At 67.6% G+C, this 17,857-nt stretch carries 12 protein-coding genes; 9 read left to right on the plus strand and 3 right to left on the minus strand.

The window, feature by feature from the left end; genetic code table 11:
* Positions 1–128 precede the first annotated feature (128 nt).
* Entirely contained in the window at positions 129–4,961 is a 4,833-nt protein-coding gene (locus QSJ34_RS01405; protein WP_285569314.1) for a PAS domain S-box protein, read from the plus strand.
* 55 nt (positions 4,962–5,016) lie between these two features.
* Positions 5,017–5,424: a CoA-binding protein gene (locus tag QSJ34_RS01410; RefSeq protein WP_285569316.1), complete on the plus strand. Its 408-nt coding sequence runs from the start codon at positions 5,017–5,019 to the stop codon at positions 5,422–5,424.
* Positions 5,425–5,594: 170 nt separating this feature from the next.
* On the opposite strand, the gene QSJ34_RS01415 is transcribed toward QSJ34_RS01410, so the two are convergent.
* Positions 5,595–6,614 carry a hypothetical protein gene (locus QSJ34_RS01415; RefSeq protein ID WP_285569317.1) on the minus strand — a complete coding sequence of 340 codons (1,020 nt, stop codon included), beginning with the start codon at positions 6,612–6,614 and terminating at the stop codon, positions 5,595–5,597.
* A 44-nt stretch (positions 6,615–6,658) separates the two neighbouring features.
* Between QSJ34_RS01415 and QSJ34_RS01420 the strand changes: the two genes are divergently transcribed.
* The 7 genes from QSJ34_RS01420 to QSJ34_RS01450 all read left to right on the plus strand — a co-directional run bounded on the left by QSJ34_RS01420 (position 6,659) and on the right by QSJ34_RS01450 (position 14,208).
* The gene (locus QSJ34_RS01420; RefSeq protein WP_285569320.1) at positions 6,659–7,546 is read left to right on the plus strand and encodes an ACP S-malonyltransferase; all 888 of its coding nucleotides are present in this window, start codon (positions 6,659–6,661) and stop codon (positions 7,544–7,546) included.
* Positions 7,547–7,672: 126 nt separating this feature from the next.
* Positions 7,673–9,508 carry an HD-GYP domain-containing protein gene (locus QSJ34_RS01425; RefSeq protein ID WP_285569323.1) on the plus strand — a complete coding sequence of 612 codons (1,836 nt, stop codon included), beginning with the start codon at positions 7,673–7,675 and terminating at the stop codon, positions 9,506–9,508.
* 23 nt (positions 9,509–9,531) lie between these two features.
* The gene (locus QSJ34_RS01430) at positions 9,532–10,098 is read left to right on the plus strand and encodes a type II secretion system protein (protein WP_285569324.1); all 567 of its coding nucleotides are present in this window, start codon (positions 9,532–9,534) and stop codon (positions 10,096–10,098) included.
* Entirely contained in the window at positions 10,098–11,255 is a 1,158-nt protein-coding gene (locus QSJ34_RS01435; RefSeq protein ID WP_285569327.1) for a D-alanyl-D-alanine carboxypeptidase/D-alanyl-D-alanine-endopeptidase, read from the plus strand. The genes QSJ34_RS01430 and QSJ34_RS01435 overlap by 1 nt, the downstream gene beginning before the upstream one ends.
* 82 nt (positions 11,256–11,337) lie before the next feature.
* Entirely contained in the window at positions 11,338–11,709 is a 372-nt protein-coding gene (locus QSJ34_RS01440) for a response regulator (protein ID WP_285569330.1), read from the plus strand.
* Between the two features lie 32 nt (positions 11,710–11,741).
* On the plus strand, positions 11,742–12,623 hold the full coding sequence (locus QSJ34_RS01445; RefSeq protein ID WP_285569332.1) for a DMT family transporter: 882 nt from the start codon (positions 11,742–11,744) through the stop codon (positions 12,621–12,623).
* Positions 12,624–12,951: 328 nt separating this feature from the next.
* Complete coding sequence (locus QSJ34_RS01450; protein WP_285569335.1) at positions 12,952–14,208, plus strand: carbohydrate porin; 1,257 nt, start codon at positions 12,952–12,954, stop codon at positions 14,206–14,208.
* A 356-nt stretch (positions 14,209–14,564) separates the two neighbouring features.
* Here QSJ34_RS01450 and QSJ34_RS01455 read toward each other — a convergent pair whose 3' ends face one another.
* Both QSJ34_RS01455 and QSJ34_RS01460 read right to left on the minus strand, forming a co-directional pair.
* Positions 14,565–15,866, minus strand: coding sequence for an ABC transporter ATP-binding protein (locus QSJ34_RS01455; RefSeq protein WP_285569339.1), 1,302 nt, complete (start codon positions 15,864–15,866; stop codon positions 14,565–14,567).
* A 7-nt stretch (positions 15,867–15,873) separates the two neighbouring features.
* Positions 15,874–17,625: an ABC transporter permease gene (locus tag QSJ34_RS01460; RefSeq protein ID WP_285569342.1), complete on the minus strand. Its 1,752-nt coding sequence runs from the start codon at positions 17,623–17,625 to the stop codon at positions 15,874–15,876.
* Positions 17,626–17,857: the final 232 nt, after the last annotated feature.

The raw sequence follows: 17,857 nt of genomic DNA on the forward strand, positions 1-17,857 counted from the left end.
CCGATTGAAAGGGCTGGGTCCGGACCGGATTAATTAATTTGACCCAAGGGTCGTTAAGCACATAGCGTATAGCCTCGCCATCCGATTGGGCGTGATCCGTGGCAGCTTCCGGGTATCCGACATCTACGGTGCTCCGCCGGCCCCTCCGGTCGCCGTGGCCCTGGCTGGGCCTGGGCATCAGCCTGGCGCTCACGCTGCTGGTCTGGCAGGTGGTCCGGCGGGCCGAGCGGGACCGCCTGAACGACCTGCAGGCGGCGCAGGCCACGGCCATGGCCAGGCAGCTGCAGGCCCGTACCGAGGACATGACGCTGCTGCTCCGGAGCGCCTCGGGCTACCTGGGCAGGGGCAGCCTGCCCACCCGCGCCGAGTGGCGCGCCTACGTCGAGCATCTGGGACTGACGACCTTCCATCCGGGCATCCAGGGCATGGGCTTTGCGGAATGGATCCCCCGCTCTGAATTGAATGCCCACATCGAGCGGCTCCGGAAGGAAGGCTTTCCGGACTACCGCGTCCTACCTGGCGGGCCACTCCCGGAAGATCCCGATGGGTGCAGCTCGATCATCTACCTCGAACCCATGGATGCCCGCAACCCGCCGGCCTTCGGCAAGGACATGCTCAGAGAGACGGTCCGGCGCGAGGCCATGGCCCGGGCCCGGGACCAGGATCTGGTCTCCCTTTCCGCACCCGTCACGCTGTTCCAGGAAACCGCCACCGAGGTCCAGGCCGGAACCCTCCTCTTCGCGCCGGTCTACCGCCAAGGGGCGCCCCTGGAAACCGTGGCGGACCGCCGGAAGGCCTTCAGGGGCTGGGCCTACTTCCCCCTCCGCATGTCGGATCTGGTGACGGCGGTGCTGGCTCGCAACCTGAAGCTGAGCGATCTGCGGGTGTCGGACCGCGCCGTGGCCGACGCGCCCCTCTTCGATTCAGAGTCCGTGGCGGCCTCGAAGGGGCCGGTGCCCGCCACGGAGGAGTCCATCGAGGTCGCGGGTCGCACCTGGATTCTTCGGATGCGCCCCAACGCGCTCTTCTTCGAAGAAGCGGGACGGAAGCACCACTGGGAGATCCTGATCGGGGGGTGCGCCGGAAGCCTGCTGCTCTTCGCCGGCCTGGTGGCGGTCATGGGTTCGGAAAGCCGGGCCCGCCAATTGGCCCAGCGGCGGGCGGACGAACTCCTGGCGACGGAATCCAGGTTCCGCGCGCTGTTCGAGAAGGCGCCCATGGGCATGGCCATCGTGGATTCGAACACGGGCCAGTTCCTGTCCGCGAATCCGCGCCTGGGAGAGATCCTCGGCTACTCGCATGAAGCGCTGCTGGCCTGCACCTTCCGGGATGTGACCCATCCCGATCATTTGAAGGCTGACCTCGAATCCGCACACCAGCTGGCGCTGGGCACCGTGGCCGAAGTCCAGAAGGAGAAGCGCTACCTGCACAAGGATGGCCACGTGGTCTGGGGCCGCCTCACCATGGCCAAACTGCCCACGGAGCCCGGGCAGCCTCCGAGGCATTTCGCCGTGGTGGAAGACATCTCCCTGGCCCACCAGGCCGAGGAGGAGCGGCGCGCCAGCGAGCAGCGATTCAAGGGCATGTTCGAGCTTTCGCCGGATCCCATCACCCTGTCCCGGCTATCCGACGCCACCCTGGTCATGGCCAACCCCGCCTGGTGCGGCCTCACGGGCATCCCCCTGGAGGAAGCGCTGGGACGCCCCCTCACGGACCTGGGGATCTGGCCCCAGGCAGAGGCGCGGGAAAGCCTCATTCAGGAGATCCGCGTCAGCGGCCGGGTCATGGGGCGGGAGGCCCTGCTCCGCCACCGCGGAGGATCCGAGCGCCATGTGCTGGTGACCGCGCAGGCTCTCCGCCTGGGAGACGAGGACCTGGTCCTGATGCTGGGCAAGGATGTCACCGCCTTCATGGAGATGGAGCGGTCGCTGCAGGACAGCGAATCGAGGCTCAGGACCCTGGGAAACCAGTTGCCGGATGGCTTCCTCTTCACGTTCCTCGAGGTGCCCGGAGGAACTTCGCGGTTCACCTACCTCAGCAGCGGCGTGGAAAGGCTTTGCGGGGTGACCGTCGAGGCGGCGCTGGAGGATCCCCGGCGCCTCTTCCACCTGATGGACCCGGACCAGGTGGCGGCCTTCCGGGAGGCCACCACTGCCAGTTCCCGCGAACTCACCCCTTTCATCATGGACCTCCGCCAGAAGGGGCCGAACGGGGACCGGCGGTGGCTCCGCGTGAGCTCGATGCCCCGGGCCCAGGCTGGCGGCGCCGTGATCTGGGATGGCGTGTCCATCGATATCACGGAACAGCAGCAAGCCCTGGCAGCCATTGAGGAGAGCCGGTTCCGCCTGGAGCGACAGGCGAAGCGCTATGCGCGGCTCCTGGCCACGTCGAGGGATGCGATCCATGTCATCGATCCCCGGGGGCGTCTGCGGGAATGGAACCCCGCTTTCCTGGAACATCTGGGCTACTCCGAGACGGAGGCCCCCGGCCTGCGGGTGTTCGACTGGGATCACCAGTGGAGCGAGGCCGAACTCCTTGAGAAGATCGCCGCGGCCATCCATGCGCCGCAGCGCTTTGAAACAGTCCACCGTCGCAAGGACGGCACCTTGCGCCATGTGGAGCTCAACGCCACGGGCATCGAACTGGATGGGGAGAAACTGCTCTACGTATCGGCCCGCGACATGACCGACGCGACGGTGGCGCGGCAGGCCCTGGATGCGAGCCGGCGGCGGTACCAGGGACTCTTCGACCTCTGTCCCGACGGCATCAGCGTGACCCGCCTGCGGGACGGGACCCTGGTGGAGGTGAACGCCGCCTGGGAAGCGATGTTCGGATTCACGCGGGAAGAAGCGCTGGGCCGGACCACAGGGGATCTGGGTGTCTACGCCCGCCTGGAGGATCGCCAGGCCCTCCTCGATCAGATCTCCAGAAGCGGCGCGGTTTCGACGGTGATGCTCAACCTGCGGCGAAAGGACGGAACGCCCCTGATCGCCGAAGTGAACGGTCGCGTGACGGAGGTCGGCGACGAGCGCTGCCTGGTGGTGGTGCTCCGGGACGAGACGCTCAAGGAAACGATGAAAGCGTCGCTGCAGGAGAGCGAGGCCCGCTTCCGCACGGTGGTGGAGGAAAGCCCCGTGGCGCTCTTCATCCACCGCCAAGGCCGCTTCGTCTACCTCAACCCGGCGGCCACGGCGATGCTCCGCGCCAGCCGCCCCGAAGACCTCGTGGGCCAGAGCGTGCTGGACCGCATCCACCCCGAAGACCTCGAAGCCGTGCGGGAGCGCATGCGCCTCGGGGCGGAGCAGGGGCAGGTCGCGCCGCCCATGGAGGAGCGCTTCTTCACGCTGGACGGCGAGGTGATGACCGGTGAAGTCCAGGCCCGGCCCATCATCTACGAAGGACAACCGGCCACCCTCGTCTACGCCCAGGACATCGGCCCACGAAAGGCGGCCGAAGCGGCTTTCCGGGAGAGTGAATCCCGGTTCCGCACGGTGGCTGAGGAAAGCCCCGTGGCCATCTTCGTCTATCGTGAGGATCGATTCATCTACGTCAATCCCGCCGGGGTGGCCTTGATGAAGGCCCGCGTTCCCGAGGATCTGCTGGGGACTTCGATGATCGAGCGCGTCCACCCCGCGCGCCGGGAACTGGTCCGGAGCCGGGTGTCCGAGGCCGTCCGGACAGGGCAGCCCAAGCCGGTCGGAGAAGAGCAGCTCCTGGCGCTGGACGGAACGGTGCTCGACGTCGAAGTGCAGGGGCGGCCCATCGTCTACGGAGGGCTTCCGGCGGTGATGGCCTTCGTCCAGGACATCAGCCAGCGCAAGCGGGCCACCGAGGCCCTGGTGGAAAGCGAGGCTCGATTCCGCAGCCTGGCGGACACGGCCCCGGTACTCATCTGGCTGTCGGATCCGAATGGCCTCTGCACTTACTTCAATCAGAGCTGGATCGCCTGGACGGGGCTGGATCCCGAACTCGCCTACGGCAAGGGATGGGCTGCCTTCATCCATCCGGAGGACCTGCCGCGCTGCGCGGAGGCTGCTGCCGCCCAATTCGAGGCCAAGGCACCGTTCACGCTGGAATTCCGCCTTCGCCACCACAGCGGGGCCTACCGCTGGATCTCGGACCGGGGCACGCCGCGTTTCGCCGCCGACGGGAGTTTCCTCGGCTACATCGGCGCAGGCATCGACATCCAGGATCTGAAAGACGCGGAGGCCGCGGTCTGGAACAGCGAATTCCGCGCTCGGAAGGCCGAAAGCCTGGTGCTGATGGCCGGGGGCATCGCCCACGACTTCAACAACCTGTTCCAGGGCGTGCTCGGCTACCTGGAGATCGCGACCTCCAAGGCCGGCGACAATGCGCCCCTGGTGCGCACGCTCAACAAGGCGGTAGACACCCTCCGGAAGGCCATCGGCCTTTCCTGGAAGATGCTGGACTTCTCCGGTCGCGGGCTCATGAGGCTGGAAAGCCTGGATCTGGAAACCTGGCTGCCGGCCTGTCTGGCGACGCTGCACCTGGAACTGCCGCCCAACTTCCAGCTGGACCTGGCCTGCGAATCGGTGCCCTTCATCGATGCGGATCCGTCCAAGCTGGAGCAGGTCCTGAAGGCCGTGGTGGACAACGCGCGGGAGGCCGCCGGGGGCGAGGGCGGCTGCGCGCATGTGCGGCTGCGCGCGGATTTCGGCGAGGATCATCCAGGGCCGACCTCGCCCGGAGTCTGGCCTCTGGCGCGCCCGGACTGCCCGGCGACGGTCTGTCTCGAGATCTTCGACGAGGGACCGGGTCTGCGGGCCGACCAGCTCAACCTCATCTGCGATCCCTTCTACACGACGAAGGAACTGGGGCGCGGCCTGGGCCTGGCGGCCGCCGTGGGCATCCTCCGGGCCCACCGCGCGGGCCTCCATATCCTGAGCGGGGAAGGGAAGGGACTGATCCTGCGGATGCACTTCCCGCCCGGCGGAGCCTGAGGCCCTGAGCCTGTCACGCTGCGGAAGGCCGCGGCATCAAAAAAGAGGAGGCCCCATGGCAAGCAGCATCCAGCAGAAGATCGATTCCTTTTTGAGCGCGGATTCCTTCGCCGTCGTGGGTGCGAGCACGGACCGCTCGAAGTACGGCAACAAGGTGCTGCGCTGCTACCAGCAGCACGGCAGGGTGGTCTACCCCATCAATCCGAAGGCCCCCGACGTCGAAGGCCTGAAGGCCTATCCGTCGCTCGCCTCGCTGCCCGCGAAGGTGAAGGCCATCTCGGTGATCACGCCGCCGGCCGCCACCGAGCAGGTGGTGCGCGAAGCCGCCGCCGCGGGTGTCTCACACATCTGGATGCAGCCCGGCGCCGAAAGCGACGCGGCCATCCGTACCGCCGAATCCCTGGGCATGTCCGTCATCGCCGAGGGGCCCTGCCTGCTCGTGGTGATGGGCTATCACGAGTGATCGAGTCGGCATCTTGAACGTAAAAACGGAGCCGCGAATGCCCGCTTCGCGGGCCGCGAAAGAACAGCCCGTACTGCCGAGCCACGGCAAGGTCGAGGTGCCAGAGCAGTTCATTCGCGTGGCTTGCGGAGCAAGCCTTTAGCGTCATTCGCGGTTCAATTCTTTTGCATTCAGCCTAGGCCAGTCCCAGGTTCCGCCGCACTTCCAGGCGATGCTCCTCGTGGGCCTGGATCACCTTCGGCACTTCGTTCAGCCACAGCCTGGAAAAATCGGCGAAGGAGATGGTCGGCCTCGCTTCGGCGCCAAGGGTCGACTGTTCGGTTGAGTCCTGCGAGCACATCTCGCGGGTACCAGGCTTGGGGGTCATGGGTGGGGTTCCTCAGAAGAGAAAGGTAAGCGGTCTGAAGCTGGTAGGCAACCACGGATTCGGCGGGCTTGGGCTTGGCGCGCACGCTGTCCAGCGCGTCCTGGCCCTCGGTCATGCGGCCCGGTCCCTCCTCGTCCACGCGCACGTGGTAGAGCTGCAGGGAGCGGCCCACCCGCGGCGCCAGGCCGAGGAAGGTGAAGGGCGCCCAGGCATGGGCCCGGGCCATGCGGTCCAGGGGCACGTAGCGGCCCTCGCGTTCTGAGCGCGCGAGCATGGCCTTCAGCGAACCTTCGGGATCCCGGTCGGTGTAGGCCAGGTGCACTTCGCGGCAACCCGCCTGGCGGATGCGTCCCAGCAGGAAGGCCACGCCTTCGGGATCCGTGTGGGGGGCGTCGAACACGGCGCCGAAAGCCGGGCCCAGTGCGAGGGCGCCCGTCGTCTTGCCCGTGGCCTGGCCGCCCATGAAGATGATCACCGGGTCGCCCTGGGCCCGCGCGAGGGCCCGATCGCGCAGGCGCTTGCCCAGGAAGTTGAGGTGCACCGCGGCGCGGCCGGCGGGATCTTCCAGCGCCTCGTAGCCCTGGGTGGGGTTGCGCCGCAGGCTGGGCAGCAGGGTGGCGAGCACGTCGCCGTTCACGAGCTGGCCCTCCAGGGTGCCGGAAAAGCCGGCATAGACCTCCAGGGCCTGCTCCGACCGGCGCGCCAATCCGGCGGCCTCCCGCTCCAGGGCCTCCCGCAGATCGCGGCGCTCGTCTTCCGCCAGCTCCCAATAGGAGCGGCGCTCGTGCCAGGCCACGTGCTGCCAGGTGGATGCGGGGGTCATCGGGACACAGTACTCGATTTATGCTGTCGGATATGTCCGCGTCGATGCCCTCCGTCCTCCTCTTCCCCGGCCAGGGCACGGAGGCCGTGGGCATGTCCTCGGGCTGGGAATCGCACGGGGCCTGGGTGGACACGCTGCAGGCAGCCGAATCGCACACGGGCTATCCTCTGCGCCGCCTCATGGCCGAAGGCCCGCTGGAGGCGCTCCGTTTCCAGCGCCACGCCCCCTGCGCGGTGCTGGCCCATTCGGTGGGCCTGTTCCGGGCCTGGCGCGCGGCGGGGATGCCCCTTCCCGTGGCGGCGGCGGGGCACAGCATGGGTTTCTATTCGGCCCTGGTGGCGGCCGGCGTGGTGCCCCTGGAAGCCGCGCTGGATCTGATCTCGGCGGTGGAGGATCTGAGTGGGGCCGCCTTCGCGGACCGGCCCATGGGCATGGCCTTCGCCATCGGCGTGCCCGAACTGGACCTGCGCCGAGCCCTGCTGGCCCATCCTGAGCTGGCCCTCTCGAACCGCAATGGCCAGGCCCAGTTCACGATTTCAGGGCCCGTCGCGGCGCTGGAGCCCCTGGTGGAGACGCTGCGGCCTTCGGCTCTCAAGGCCGGGCTGCTGCCCGTGAAACATCCCCTGCATGGCCCTCACATGGCGGCGCTCCTCCCGGCCATCAGCCGGCGCCTGGCGACGGTGAAGCCCGTTCCGCCGGCCTTTCCCCTGATTTCCCATTTCGACGGCAGGCTGCTGAACACGGGGGCCGAAGCCTGGGATGACGGGGTGGCCTCGGTGGCCCTGCCGGTGGATTGGCTGGCCGTCGTGGCGCGGTTGCGCTCGCTGGGGGCGCCCCTGGCCGAATGCGGTCACGGCAACCAGTTGACGGGGCTGACCCGCTGGGCCGAGCGGAGCCTTTCGGTGACCAGCCTCCAGGCGCGGCCCTGCTAGGGACTAACCTCATTAAAGAATCACCCTGAAAAAGACGTTCGGGGGAAGAGGCGATTCGTTGGATCGTCCGTGCTCCGCTCTGCCATGATTGGGAATCCCACCTCCACCGACCAGGATCCTTCCGCCATGTCGCCCTCCACCCTGATTCTTGGTGATGCCCTCGCCAACCGGTGCTCGCAGGTGCTCTACCGCTGCCTGGAAGAAGTCGGCAGCACCAAGGGGGCCCTCTACCTCCGGGCACCGGGACAGGGCGGCTTCGAGGTGGTGAGCTTCTACGGCTGGCCCCGGGGCACCCGGCCGCCGGTCTCCATTCCCGAAACCCATCCCCTGGTGATCCACACCCAGCGGATGCGCCGCACCTTCGTGGTGAACGACGCCTCGGAATCGCCCGAGCTCGCGGCCTTCGGCCAGGGCGGCGAATGGCCGCGCTACCTCATCACGCCCGTCTACCTGGCGGGGGACTGGGTGGGCCTGCTGATCCAGCGCGATCTCATCAAGGGCGGCACCTTCAACGTGGACCGGGACGAACCGCCCACCCTGGCCATCTGCGGGGACCTGGTGCAGGCCCTGCGCGAATTCCGGCTGTACGGGGCGACGCCCCAATCCGTGCCCGCACCGCCTCCGGCATCCGAGGCGCCCGCGGCGGGGCCAGGTGCGGGGTCTGACACGGGGTCAGCCGTGGGCCCGGGCGTCGTGCCCGAGGGCCTGCCCACGGCCTCGGCCATCATCGACGAAGTGGCGCCCATGGCCGAGCGCCTGCTGCCCCCCGCGCCCATGACGGCGCCGCCCATGCACACGACCGGCGTCCACATCCCATCAGGCGGCCCCAGCGCTCGGGAGCGGATGTACGGCTTTCCCGGTGGGCAGGACGGCTACACGGCGCTGCCCTGGGAGGCGGACCGCACGCTCAGCGGCTGGGTAGCGCCCCCGCCCGTGAACCCCGAGCGCAAGCGCGGCATGGTGCCGCCCGAGCAGCGGCTCTTCTTCTGGGAGATCGCGGGCCTGCTGAGCCAGATCCTGTCGGCCTCGGCGGTGGCGCTGTGGATCGAGGATCCCGAAGAGATCCGCCCCATCCTCGCCTACAGCACGCTGCCCCTGTCGCCGGACCTGCAGCAGCAGATCCTGGCCCACGCCACCTTCCACCTGCCGACGGTGCGGGAGCAGGACCTGAGGCTCATCACGCGGGCCGAAATGCCCGAGTCGGCGCCGATCACCGGGGCCTTCTCCACCTACATGCCGCTGCTGCTCAACGAGACCCTGCAGGGCCACGACCTGCTGCTGGTGTTCCGGCAGGAGGACCACTCCTTCTCCATCGCCGAGATCGAGGCCATCCAGCAGCTGGGGCGCATCCTGGGCCTGCACATGCAGGAGGCCCGCCTCCACGAGCGGTACCACCACGCCTTCCTGTCGGTGAGCCACCGGATCCTCCAGTCCAGCGAAAGCCGCCTCCCCACGCTGCGCCCCCACAGCCTCGCCACGGCGCGGCTGGCGCGGGACCTGGCCCTCAAGCTGGAACTCACCACCGAGGAGGTGGAAGCCGTCAGCATCGCTGCCATCCTCCACGATGTGGGCCTGCTCATGCTGGATCCGGCCATGCTCAACAAGCCCGAACTGAGCGCCGAGGAGCTGAAGAAGGTCCGCAGCCATCCTGAGATGGCCGCCGTGTTCCTGAAGGATCTGCGCTTCCCCTTCGACGTGGTGAAGATGATCCGGCACCACCACGAGCGCTGGGATGGCCGCGGCTACCCTGAGGGACTGCGCGAAACGAGTATCCCCATCGGCAGCCGCATCATCGGCCTGATCGAAGCCTACGAGGTGATGACGAGCGGCAAGGGCTACCGGCGTCCCAAGGGGTTCCGCCAAGTGTTGGCGGAACTGGAGAACGAGGCCGGTTCCCAGTTCGATCCCAAGGTGGTGGAAGCCTTCCGCGAACTCATGGCACGCAAGGGTGAACAGGGGTAGTACCCTGAAGACTCGGAGTGCGCATGTCCTTCCCCCGATCCCAGCGCGGATTCACCATGGCCCTGGCCCTGGCCATGGCGGTGGTGATGGGAATCCTGCTGCTGAAGGCGGCGCCCAGCGTGATCGCCGAGGTGCAGCGCGAGAACGAATCCGAACTGATCTTCCGGGGAGAGGCCATCGCCAACGCCTTGCGGATCTACGGCGCCAAGATGGGCCACTATCCCCAGAACCTGGACGAGGTGATGAAGGTCCGCCCCCGCATCCTCCGCCAGAAATACCTGGATCCCATGACGCCCGACGGCGAGTGGGACTACATCACCCAGGTCCAGCCCGGCGCCTCCGGCAGCAAGGCCGGGCTTCCCATCGTGGGCGTGCGCAGCCACAGCCAGCTGAACAGCATCCACATCTACCAGAACAAGACGCTCGTCCGGGATTGGCAGTTCGCCGCCGAACAGAACCTGCTGGGCATCACGGACGACCTCTCCAAGGCCCAGAACCTGCTCAACGGCGCGGCACCGGGGTCCAGCCCCATCGTCCCCCCCGGCGGCACCAAGCCCGGATCCACCCCGAACCCCGCGGAGCCGAAGTAGTGCGGAGGCTGAGCCTTGTCGCTCTGCTCGCGGTGTCGGGCTTGGCCCTCGGCGCCCAGGATATCCAGAGCTGGGCCCGGCGCCTGGAGGCGCGCGGCGTCAGCGTATCTGCGGGCCTCTGGGAGGTCGGCTCAGGCAAGGTGCTCGAGCGGCATCGCGAGGATCTGGCGCTCATTCCCGCCAGCACCACCAAGGTGGTCAGCACCTACGCGCTGCTGAAGACGCTCAAGCCCGATTCGACCATCGATACCGAGATCTGGGGCGATCTGAAGGACGGCGTGGTGCAGGGCGACCTCACCTTCAAGGGGGACGGCGATCCGCTGCTCACCAGCGAGCGCATCTGGCTCATCGCCCAGTCCCTCAAGCGCCTGGGCGTCCAGCGGATCACGGGGAGCATCCGGCTGGACCAGAGCGCCTTCGACAGCCAGCGGGAGCCGCCGGGCTGGGAGAACACCTCGACAGATACCCTGCCGCCCGTGCTTCCGCTTTCGGTGAACTTCAACCGGGACGAGGCGGGCCGCCTGGTGGCGGATCCTGAGCGCCAGTCCCGGGAGATCATCCAGCGCACCCTCCAGGAGGCCGGCATCGCCATCGAAGGCCGGGCCAATTTCGAAGGCAGGCCCAATGGGCTCGGGGCCCCGCGGAAGCTCATGGCCTGGACTTCGCCGCCCCTGCGAGCCCTGGTGCTCGACATCAACAAGTGGTCGAACAATTTCATGGTCGAGATGCTCGTGCGCCGGTATGGCGCGGGCTCCTGGTCCCGCGGCGTGCAGCGGATCCAGGGCTTCTACCGCAGCGTCTTCGGCCTGGGACCCGAGGACATCCACATCACGGATGGATCGGGCCTCAGCAAGGAGAACCGCCTCTCGGCGCGCACCCTGGCCATCATCCTGCGGGGTGCCTACCACGATTTCGAGGTGGGGCCGGAATTCGTGTCGTCGCTCAAGATCATCGGGGGCGAACCCTGGAGACTGAAGATCAAGGATCCCAACCTGACGCGCCGGGTGCGCGTGAAGTCCGGGCACCTGGACCAGGTCAACAGCCTCTGTGGCTATGTGCAGCGGCTGGACGGCGAGGTCCGTGTCTTCGCCATCGTGCTCAACGGCCCCTGCCACGACGAGGACATCTGGGAGCAGGTCTCGCGCTGGGCCAACTAGAACCTTCAGGCCCCATCCAGCACCCATAGGCCCATTGTTGATCCCCAGGTTCTGGAGGACGATGAGAGCCAGAGGAGTGGACATGCACCGCATCGCCATCGTGGACGACAGCCGTTTGGTCCGGGCCTTCGCCGCGGCGGCTCTGCGGGCAAAGGGCTTCGAAGTCGTGGAGGTGGCGCCAACCTCGCTGTTCGACGTGCTGAACCAGCTGCGGGAACGCCCGCTGGACCTGCTGGTGGTGGATGTCCTCATGCCCGAGTGCCCGGGGGAGACCCTGGTGCGGGCTGTGCGCGAGGACGCGGTGCTGAAGGACCTGCCGATCCTCGTGGTGTCTGCCCACCGGGATGACACGACCCTGCAGACCGTGCAGCAGCTCGGCATCTCGGGATTCCTGCTGAAGCCGGTGGATGCGGCGACCTTGGCGGCCAAGGTAGCGGAGACGATCGAGGCCTGAATCGTCCTCGGCATGGCAGGAAGGCTGGTCCCATGAGTTCAAAGAAAACGCCGGATCCGCGGGGCCTCGCAGCCCTGATCCTGGGGGCCTCCCTGCTCGGTTTCGCCGCCATGCTCGTACGCTGGGCCACGCCGGCCGGGCCCCTGGCCGTAGGCTTCTACCGCATGGCCTTCGCGCTGCCCTTCGTGGCCTGGATGGCCCGGGACACGGCCCGGCCTGGCACGGGCCGTGCGCGGATCTGGGCCCTGCTCGCCGGAACCTGTTTCGTGCTGGATCTGTGGATGTGGCACTCGGCCCTCCACCATACGAGCGCCGCCAACGCCACCCTGCTGGTCACGCTGGCGCCCATCTGGGTGGCCGTCGTGTCGGTGCTGTGGCTAGGCGCGAAGCTGCGGCGCCGTTTCTGGATGGGCGTGCTGCTGGCCATGTCCGGGGCCCTCGTGCTGGGCCTCGCCAAGGGCGCCCGCTGGGGCACGGGCCTGGGCGAGCTGCTGGGGGCCCTGGCCTCCCTCGCCTACGGCGCCTTCACGCTGGCCCTGGGCCGCGCGCGGCGCGACCTCAGCGCGCCCGAGGCCCTCTTCTGGGTGGTGCTGTGCTGCACGGTGCTCTTCGGGGCCCTCGGCTGGGCCCGGGGCGAGGCCTTCTACGGGTATCCCGCAAGGTCCTGGTGGGCCCTGTTGGGCTTGGGCATCTTCGTCCAGGTGGTGGCCTGGTGGTTCATCACCTGGGGCCTGGGCCACGTGCCCACCAACCTGGGCGCCATGGGCCTGATGGTCCAGCCCGTGGCCACGGTGATCCTGGGCTGGCTGCTGCTCTCGGAATCCGTCCGCCCCTTGCAGGGTGTGGGCACGCTGCTGGTCCTCGCGGGCATCGCCCTCTGTGCCTTCGCGCCGCCGGTGCAGAGCCCGGCCTGAGGTGTCGCCGGATCCATCAGAAGCCGCACCAATGCTGAGTCTGGATGGTGCCGATGCCGTCCGGTAGAATCAATGCCTGGCCGAAAGGAGGTTGCGATGAAGACGATATCTGCGCTCGCTGAACCTCCGTCGTGCGTCACGCACCTGGGCTAGCCTTCTCGCGCAATCGCAGCGTGGCGGCCTGATTTGAGCGTGTTCCGTGCCTCGGCCTTCACGGCTTCGTCACGGCTCGGACCTTCCTTCCTGTCACGGTGTTTCCATGTCCTGCCCTCGATCGACCTTTCGTGTCTCGCTGATCTCCCTCTTTCTGGCTTGTGGTGCGGGCCTGATGGGCCAGACTGCCGATCCGGCCCCCGAGGCCTGGAACCTCCACGGCCAGGCGACGGTCGTCACGCAGTCGCACGGCGATTTCACGTCTCCCTACCAGGGACCCAACTCTCTGCGTCCGGGCGCCGAGCGGGCCACGTCGTTCACCACGACGCTCATGGCGGGGTGGCGGCCCTGGCAGGGCACCGAGGCCTATGTGGATCTGGAAGGCGCCGCAGGGAAGGGCGTCAGCAGCGTGCTGGGGCTGGCGGGGGCGCCCAATGGCGAGACCTACCGCGTGGGCAATCCGGATTTCCGCGCGGCCGTGGCCCGCGTGCTGATCCGCCAGACGCTCAACCTGGGCGGCGAGTCCCAGAAGGTCGAAGATGATGCGCACCAGGTGGCCGGGGTGCGGGATTCGCGCCGGATCGTTCTCCACGTCGGCAAGTTCAGCGTGATGGATGTCTTCGATGCCAACGCCCACGCCCACGATCCGCGCGCCCAGTTTCTCAACTGGACTCTGATGGGCCACGGCGCCTGGGACTATCCCGCCGACACCCGCGGCTACACCTGGGGCGGCGCCGCCGAGCTGTACTGGGACGCCTGGGCCCTCCGCTACGGCCGTTTCGCCGAGCCGCTGGAGGCCAACCAACTGGCCATGGATCACGGCTTCGCGCGGGCCCACGGCGACGTGGCCGAAGCGGAGCACGATCATGTCCTCGGCGATCAGCCGGGCGCCGTGCGGGTGATGGTCTTCCGCAACACCACGCGGATGGGGGACTACCGCCAGAGCCTCGCCGAATCGCCCGCCGCGCCGGATGTCACCGCCACCCGTGCCTACGGCCGCGTGAAGGAGGGTTGGGGCCTCAACCTGGAGCAGGGCCTCACGGCGGATCTGGGGGCTTTCGCACGCTGGAGCTGGAGCGACGGTCGCACGGAATCCTGGGCCTTCACCGAAGTGGATCGCTCCGTCTCCGCGGGGTTCACCTGGAAGGGAAGCGCCTGGGCCCGCTCGCAGGATCGCCTGGGCGCCGCCTTCGTACAGAACGGCCTGAGCCCCGATCACCGCGATTACCTGGCGGCCGGCGGCCTCGGGTTCCTGCTGGGGGATGGTCGCCTGAACTACGGCTCCGAGCGGATCTTCGAGGCCTACTACGCCGCGGCGATGGGGCGCTTCCTCACCCTTTCCCTGGACGCCCAGCGCATCTGGAACCCCGGCTACAACCGGGACCGCGGCCCTGTGAACCTCCTGGCCCTGAGGCTGCACGCGCAGTTCTGATCCCGCCTTAGTGAAGATAAAAAATGTAACCGCGAATGGCGCGAATGCCCGCTTCGCGGGCCGCGAAAGGGGTACCAGAACGGCCGTGGCGCCTTGATCCAGAACGACCCCATTCGCGTGGCTTGCGAAGCAAACCTTTCGCGTCATTCGCGGTTCAATGTTTTTAAGGCACCTCGGTCTGGCACGAGTTCGGCCTACTCCGGAGTCAAGACGCCTCGGTCTTCGCGGAAGGCGAAGAGTTCGCCGAAGCGGCCCCACGGGGCCCCCTCCGCGACCGAGCGAAGCGAGGAGCGGGAGCACGCGACTGAATGTCGCGTGCGATCGGGGCGGTAGTCGGGTGGGGCCTGGCGCTGCTGCTACTCCGGCGTGAGCACGCCTCGGTCTTCGCGGAAGGCGAAGAGTTCGCCGAAGCGGCCCCACGTGACCAGGGTCTCGAAGGTCTGTTCGGGGTTCTCCATGGGCAGGCGCTGCTGCAGCTCGGAGAGGAGTTCGTTCTCCTTGAGTTCGCCGTGGTGCAGGTCGATGAGCTCCTGCACCAGGCGGAAGAGGCGCAGTTCGAGGAGCTGGGCCTTCCAGATGTCCTTGCGGTCGTCCATGTTGGCGCGGATGAAGCGCTGGCCCAGGGCCGTGAGGATCACCTGGCGCTTGGGCGTGTCGACGAAGTCGAGCATCTCGGCGCCCTTCACGGAGGCCAGCACCTTCTCGAAGGTCACGTGGGTGGCCGTGGCCACCTGGAAGAGATCCGAGGTGCCGCCCTGGGTCTCCAGGTATTCAAGCAGACCCAGGATGTCCGAAGAAGGCGCGTTGGGCAGGGGTTCCACCAGGTCCACGAGGAGGCTGGGCTCGGGGGCGCTCACCTCGATGTCGGGCAGCTCGGCGCTGGTGATGATGTCGTGCAGCTGGTCCACCAGGCGGAGGAACTCGGGGCTGCGCATGTCGCGAGGCCGGGGCAGGGGGTTCTCCACGATGGTTCGCACGCGGCCGGGATTGGCCGACAGCACGACGATGCGGTCGGCCATGTAGGCCACTTCCTTGATGTCGTGGCTCACCATGAGGATCGACGAGGGGTTGCGCTCGGCGTCGTCCCAGATGTCGAGGATTTCGGCGCGGAGGCCTTCCGCCGTGAGGGCGTCCACGTGGCTGAAGGGCTCGTCCATGAAGAGGATCTCGGGATCCACGCTGAGGGCGCGGGCCATGCCCACGCGCTGCTTCATGCCGCCGGAAAGCTCGCGGGGATAGGCTTCCTCGAAACCCTCAAGGCCCACCAGGCGGATGGCGCGATGGGCCTTGGCCTTGATGGTCTCGTCGTCCAGACCCTGGGCCTGGAGCACGGTCTTCACGTTGGCTTCCACCGTCATCCAGGGGTAGAGCGCGAAGTTCTGGAAGACGATGGCCACGCCGGGGTTGAGGCCCTCCATCTTTTCGCCGTGGTAGAAGGTCTTGCCCTTCGTCGGCTTGATGAGACCCGCGAAGATGCGCAGGATGGTCGACTTGCCGCAGCCCGAGGGGCCGATGAGGCAGACCACCTCGTTGGCGCGGATGTCGAGGTTGATGTCTTCCAGCACGCGCAGGGCGTGGCCGGTCTCCCGGTCGAAGGACTTCTGGATGCCCTTCAGTTCGCAGATGACTTCGTGAGTGGCGTGGATGGCGTGCTTCATGGCTGCCTCACTTCGACAGGGAATAGTGGGTCTCGGCGATCTTGTAGAGCGGCTTCCAGACCAGGCGGTTGAACAGCACCACAGTGCCGGCCAGGACGAGCGTGGAGGCCGCCAGCAGCGGGAAGTTCCGCGATTCGCCGGCTTGGCTCACGATGGCGCCGAGGCCGAAGGTCTGCAAGGTGGGGCCGCTGATGTTGTAGTACTCGGAAACGATGCTGGCGTTCCAGGCGCCGCCTGCCGCCGTGAGGCAGCCGGTCACCAGGTAGGGGAAAATGGCGGGCAGGTAGAGGTTGCGGAAGCGCTGCCAGCGGCTGAACCCGAAGGCCGTGCCCACTTCGCGGAGGTCGCTGGGGATGGCGCTGGCCCCGGCGATGACATTGAAGAGGATGTACCACTGGGTGCCCAGCAGCATGAGCACGATGCTGCCCCAGCCCAGGCCGATCTTGAAGGAGGCGAGGATCGCCACCACCACGGGGAAGAGCATGGGCGCGGGGAAGGAGGCCGCCACCTGGACGATGGGCTGGAAGATGCGGGACAGGCGCTGGGACAGCCCGATGGCGAGGCCCGCGGGCAGGGTCCAGCAAAGGCCGATGAGGATCGAGGCCATCACGCGGGAAAGCGTGAGGCCCGCGGCCTTCAGCAGGGTCCACCAGGCGCCGGAGTGGAGGCGGTTCAGGAGATGCACCACGCCGAAGCCGCCCAGCACCAGGAAGCCCGAGAGGATGATGAGTGCAACGAGAGCGAGCAACGGTGCCACATGGGCGGCCCTTTCGGCACCCTTGTCCCCCTGGGGTTTTTCCTTCGCCGGATGGCGGTGCTGCTGCTTCCGGCGCCGCTTCGCGCGCCAGCGATCCCAGCGGCGGATGAGGCGCGATCCGCGGATGAGGTTGAGGAACCAGCTCTGCGAATCGGCGTTCTGGACCGTGTCCTCGATGCGGAAGCGCTGCGCCCAGACGACGATGGGCCGCCAGAGCACCTGGTCGAGCAGCACGATCATGATGATCATCGCCGCCACGGCGCAGAGCTGGGCCCGCACGTCGTGATGTTCGACGGCCATGCTCATGTACGAGCCCAGGCCCGGCACACGGAAATCCTTGTCGCCCAGCTTGAAGGCCTCTACCAGCATGAGGAAGAACCAGCCGCCGGCCATGCTCATCATGCTGTTCCAGGCCAGCCCCGTCGTGGCGAAGGGCAGTTCGATCCACTTGAAGCGCTGCCACCAGTTGAAGCGGTACACGGTGCCGGCCTCCTGCAGCTCGGCGGGCACGCTCTTCAGCGAGTGGTAGAGGCTGAAGGTCATGTTCCAGGCCTGGCCTGTGAAGATGGCGATGATGGCCGTGAGTTCGATGCCCACATTGCTGTGGGGGAAGGCCGCCACCAGGGCGAGCATCAGAGGCACGATGAAGGTCATCACCGGGATGCTCTGCAGGATGTCCAGGAGGGGCACCAGTAGCCGCTCGGAGCGGGCGTCCTTGGCGGCCCAGTAGGCGTAGGCGAGGGTGAAGAAGAACGAGATGAGGTAGGCCGCCAGGCCCCGCATCATCGAGAAGAAGGTGTATTTGGGAAGCGCCATCGGCGAGAGGTCGATCTCCAGCACGGGGCGTTGGATATCGGCCCATTGCCGGCCCAGGAGGATCAGCCCGTAGAGCATGCCAAAGGCGGCGGCGACGAGGAGCAGGTCCACCCAGCGCCGTCGCCGCAGGGGCGCGAAGAGGGCGTTGGCCTGCCCCCACATGGTGTCGAGAAAGCGGTGCATCATGGCCGTTCCGGAGGAGCGGACGCGGCGCGCGGGTGCGGGCCGGCATCCCGTTCAGGGTGCGGATTCGGGGAGCGAAAGAGCGGAGGATGCCGCCTCAGCGGGCGGCGCGACTCGACGGAGGTTCGGAGAAGTCGGCTTGCTGTCCCATGGAACCTCCTTTCCGCCTTCTAGGCCAAGGTCAGTCTGCCCTTCGGCCCCAGCCCGGTCAACCCAGAGTACCTTCTCGGAAGGC

The organism is Geothrix limicola, from assembly GCF_030268085.1.
In the GTDB taxonomy this organism is placed as follows: domain Bacteria; phylum Acidobacteriota; class Holophagae; order Holophagales; family Holophagaceae; genus Geothrix; species Geothrix limicola.

Coding starts and splice junctions, on each gene's coding strand:
- QSJ34_RS01420 (WP_285569320.1), top strand. CDS start 6,659: ATGCCCTCCGTCCTCCTCTTCCCCGGCCAGGGCACGGAGGCCGTGGGC.
- QSJ34_RS01440 (WP_285569330.1), top strand. CDS start 11,338: ATGCACCGCATCGCCATCGTGGACGACAGCCGTTTGGTCCGGGCCTTC.
- QSJ34_RS01430 (WP_285569324.1), top strand. CDS start 9,532: ATGTCCTTCCCCCGATCCCAGCGCGGATTCACCATGGCCCTGGCCCTG.
- QSJ34_RS01410 (WP_285569316.1), top strand. CDS start 5,017: ATGGCAAGCAGCATCCAGCAGAAGATCGATTCCTTTTTGAGCGCGGAT.
- QSJ34_RS01450 (WP_285569335.1), top strand. CDS start 12,952: ATGGGCCAGACTGCCGATCCGGCCCCCGAGGCCTGGAACCTCCACGGC.
- QSJ34_RS01425 (WP_285569323.1), top strand. CDS start 7,673: ATGTCGCCCTCCACCCTGATTCTTGGTGATGCCCTCGCCAACCGGTGC.
- QSJ34_RS01460 (WP_285569342.1), bottom strand. CDS start 17,625: ATGATGCACCGCTTTCTCGACACCATGTGGGGGCAGGCCAACGCCCTC.
- QSJ34_RS01415 (WP_285569317.1), bottom strand. CDS start 6,614: ATGACCCCCGCATCCACCTGGCAGCACGTGGCCTGGCACGAGCGCCGC.
- QSJ34_RS01455 (WP_285569339.1), bottom strand. CDS start 15,866: ATGAAGCACGCCATCCACGCCACTCACGAAGTCATCTGCGAACTGAAG.
- QSJ34_RS01445 (WP_285569332.1), top strand. CDS start 11,742: ATGAGTTCAAAGAAAACGCCGGATCCGCGGGGCCTCGCAGCCCTGATC.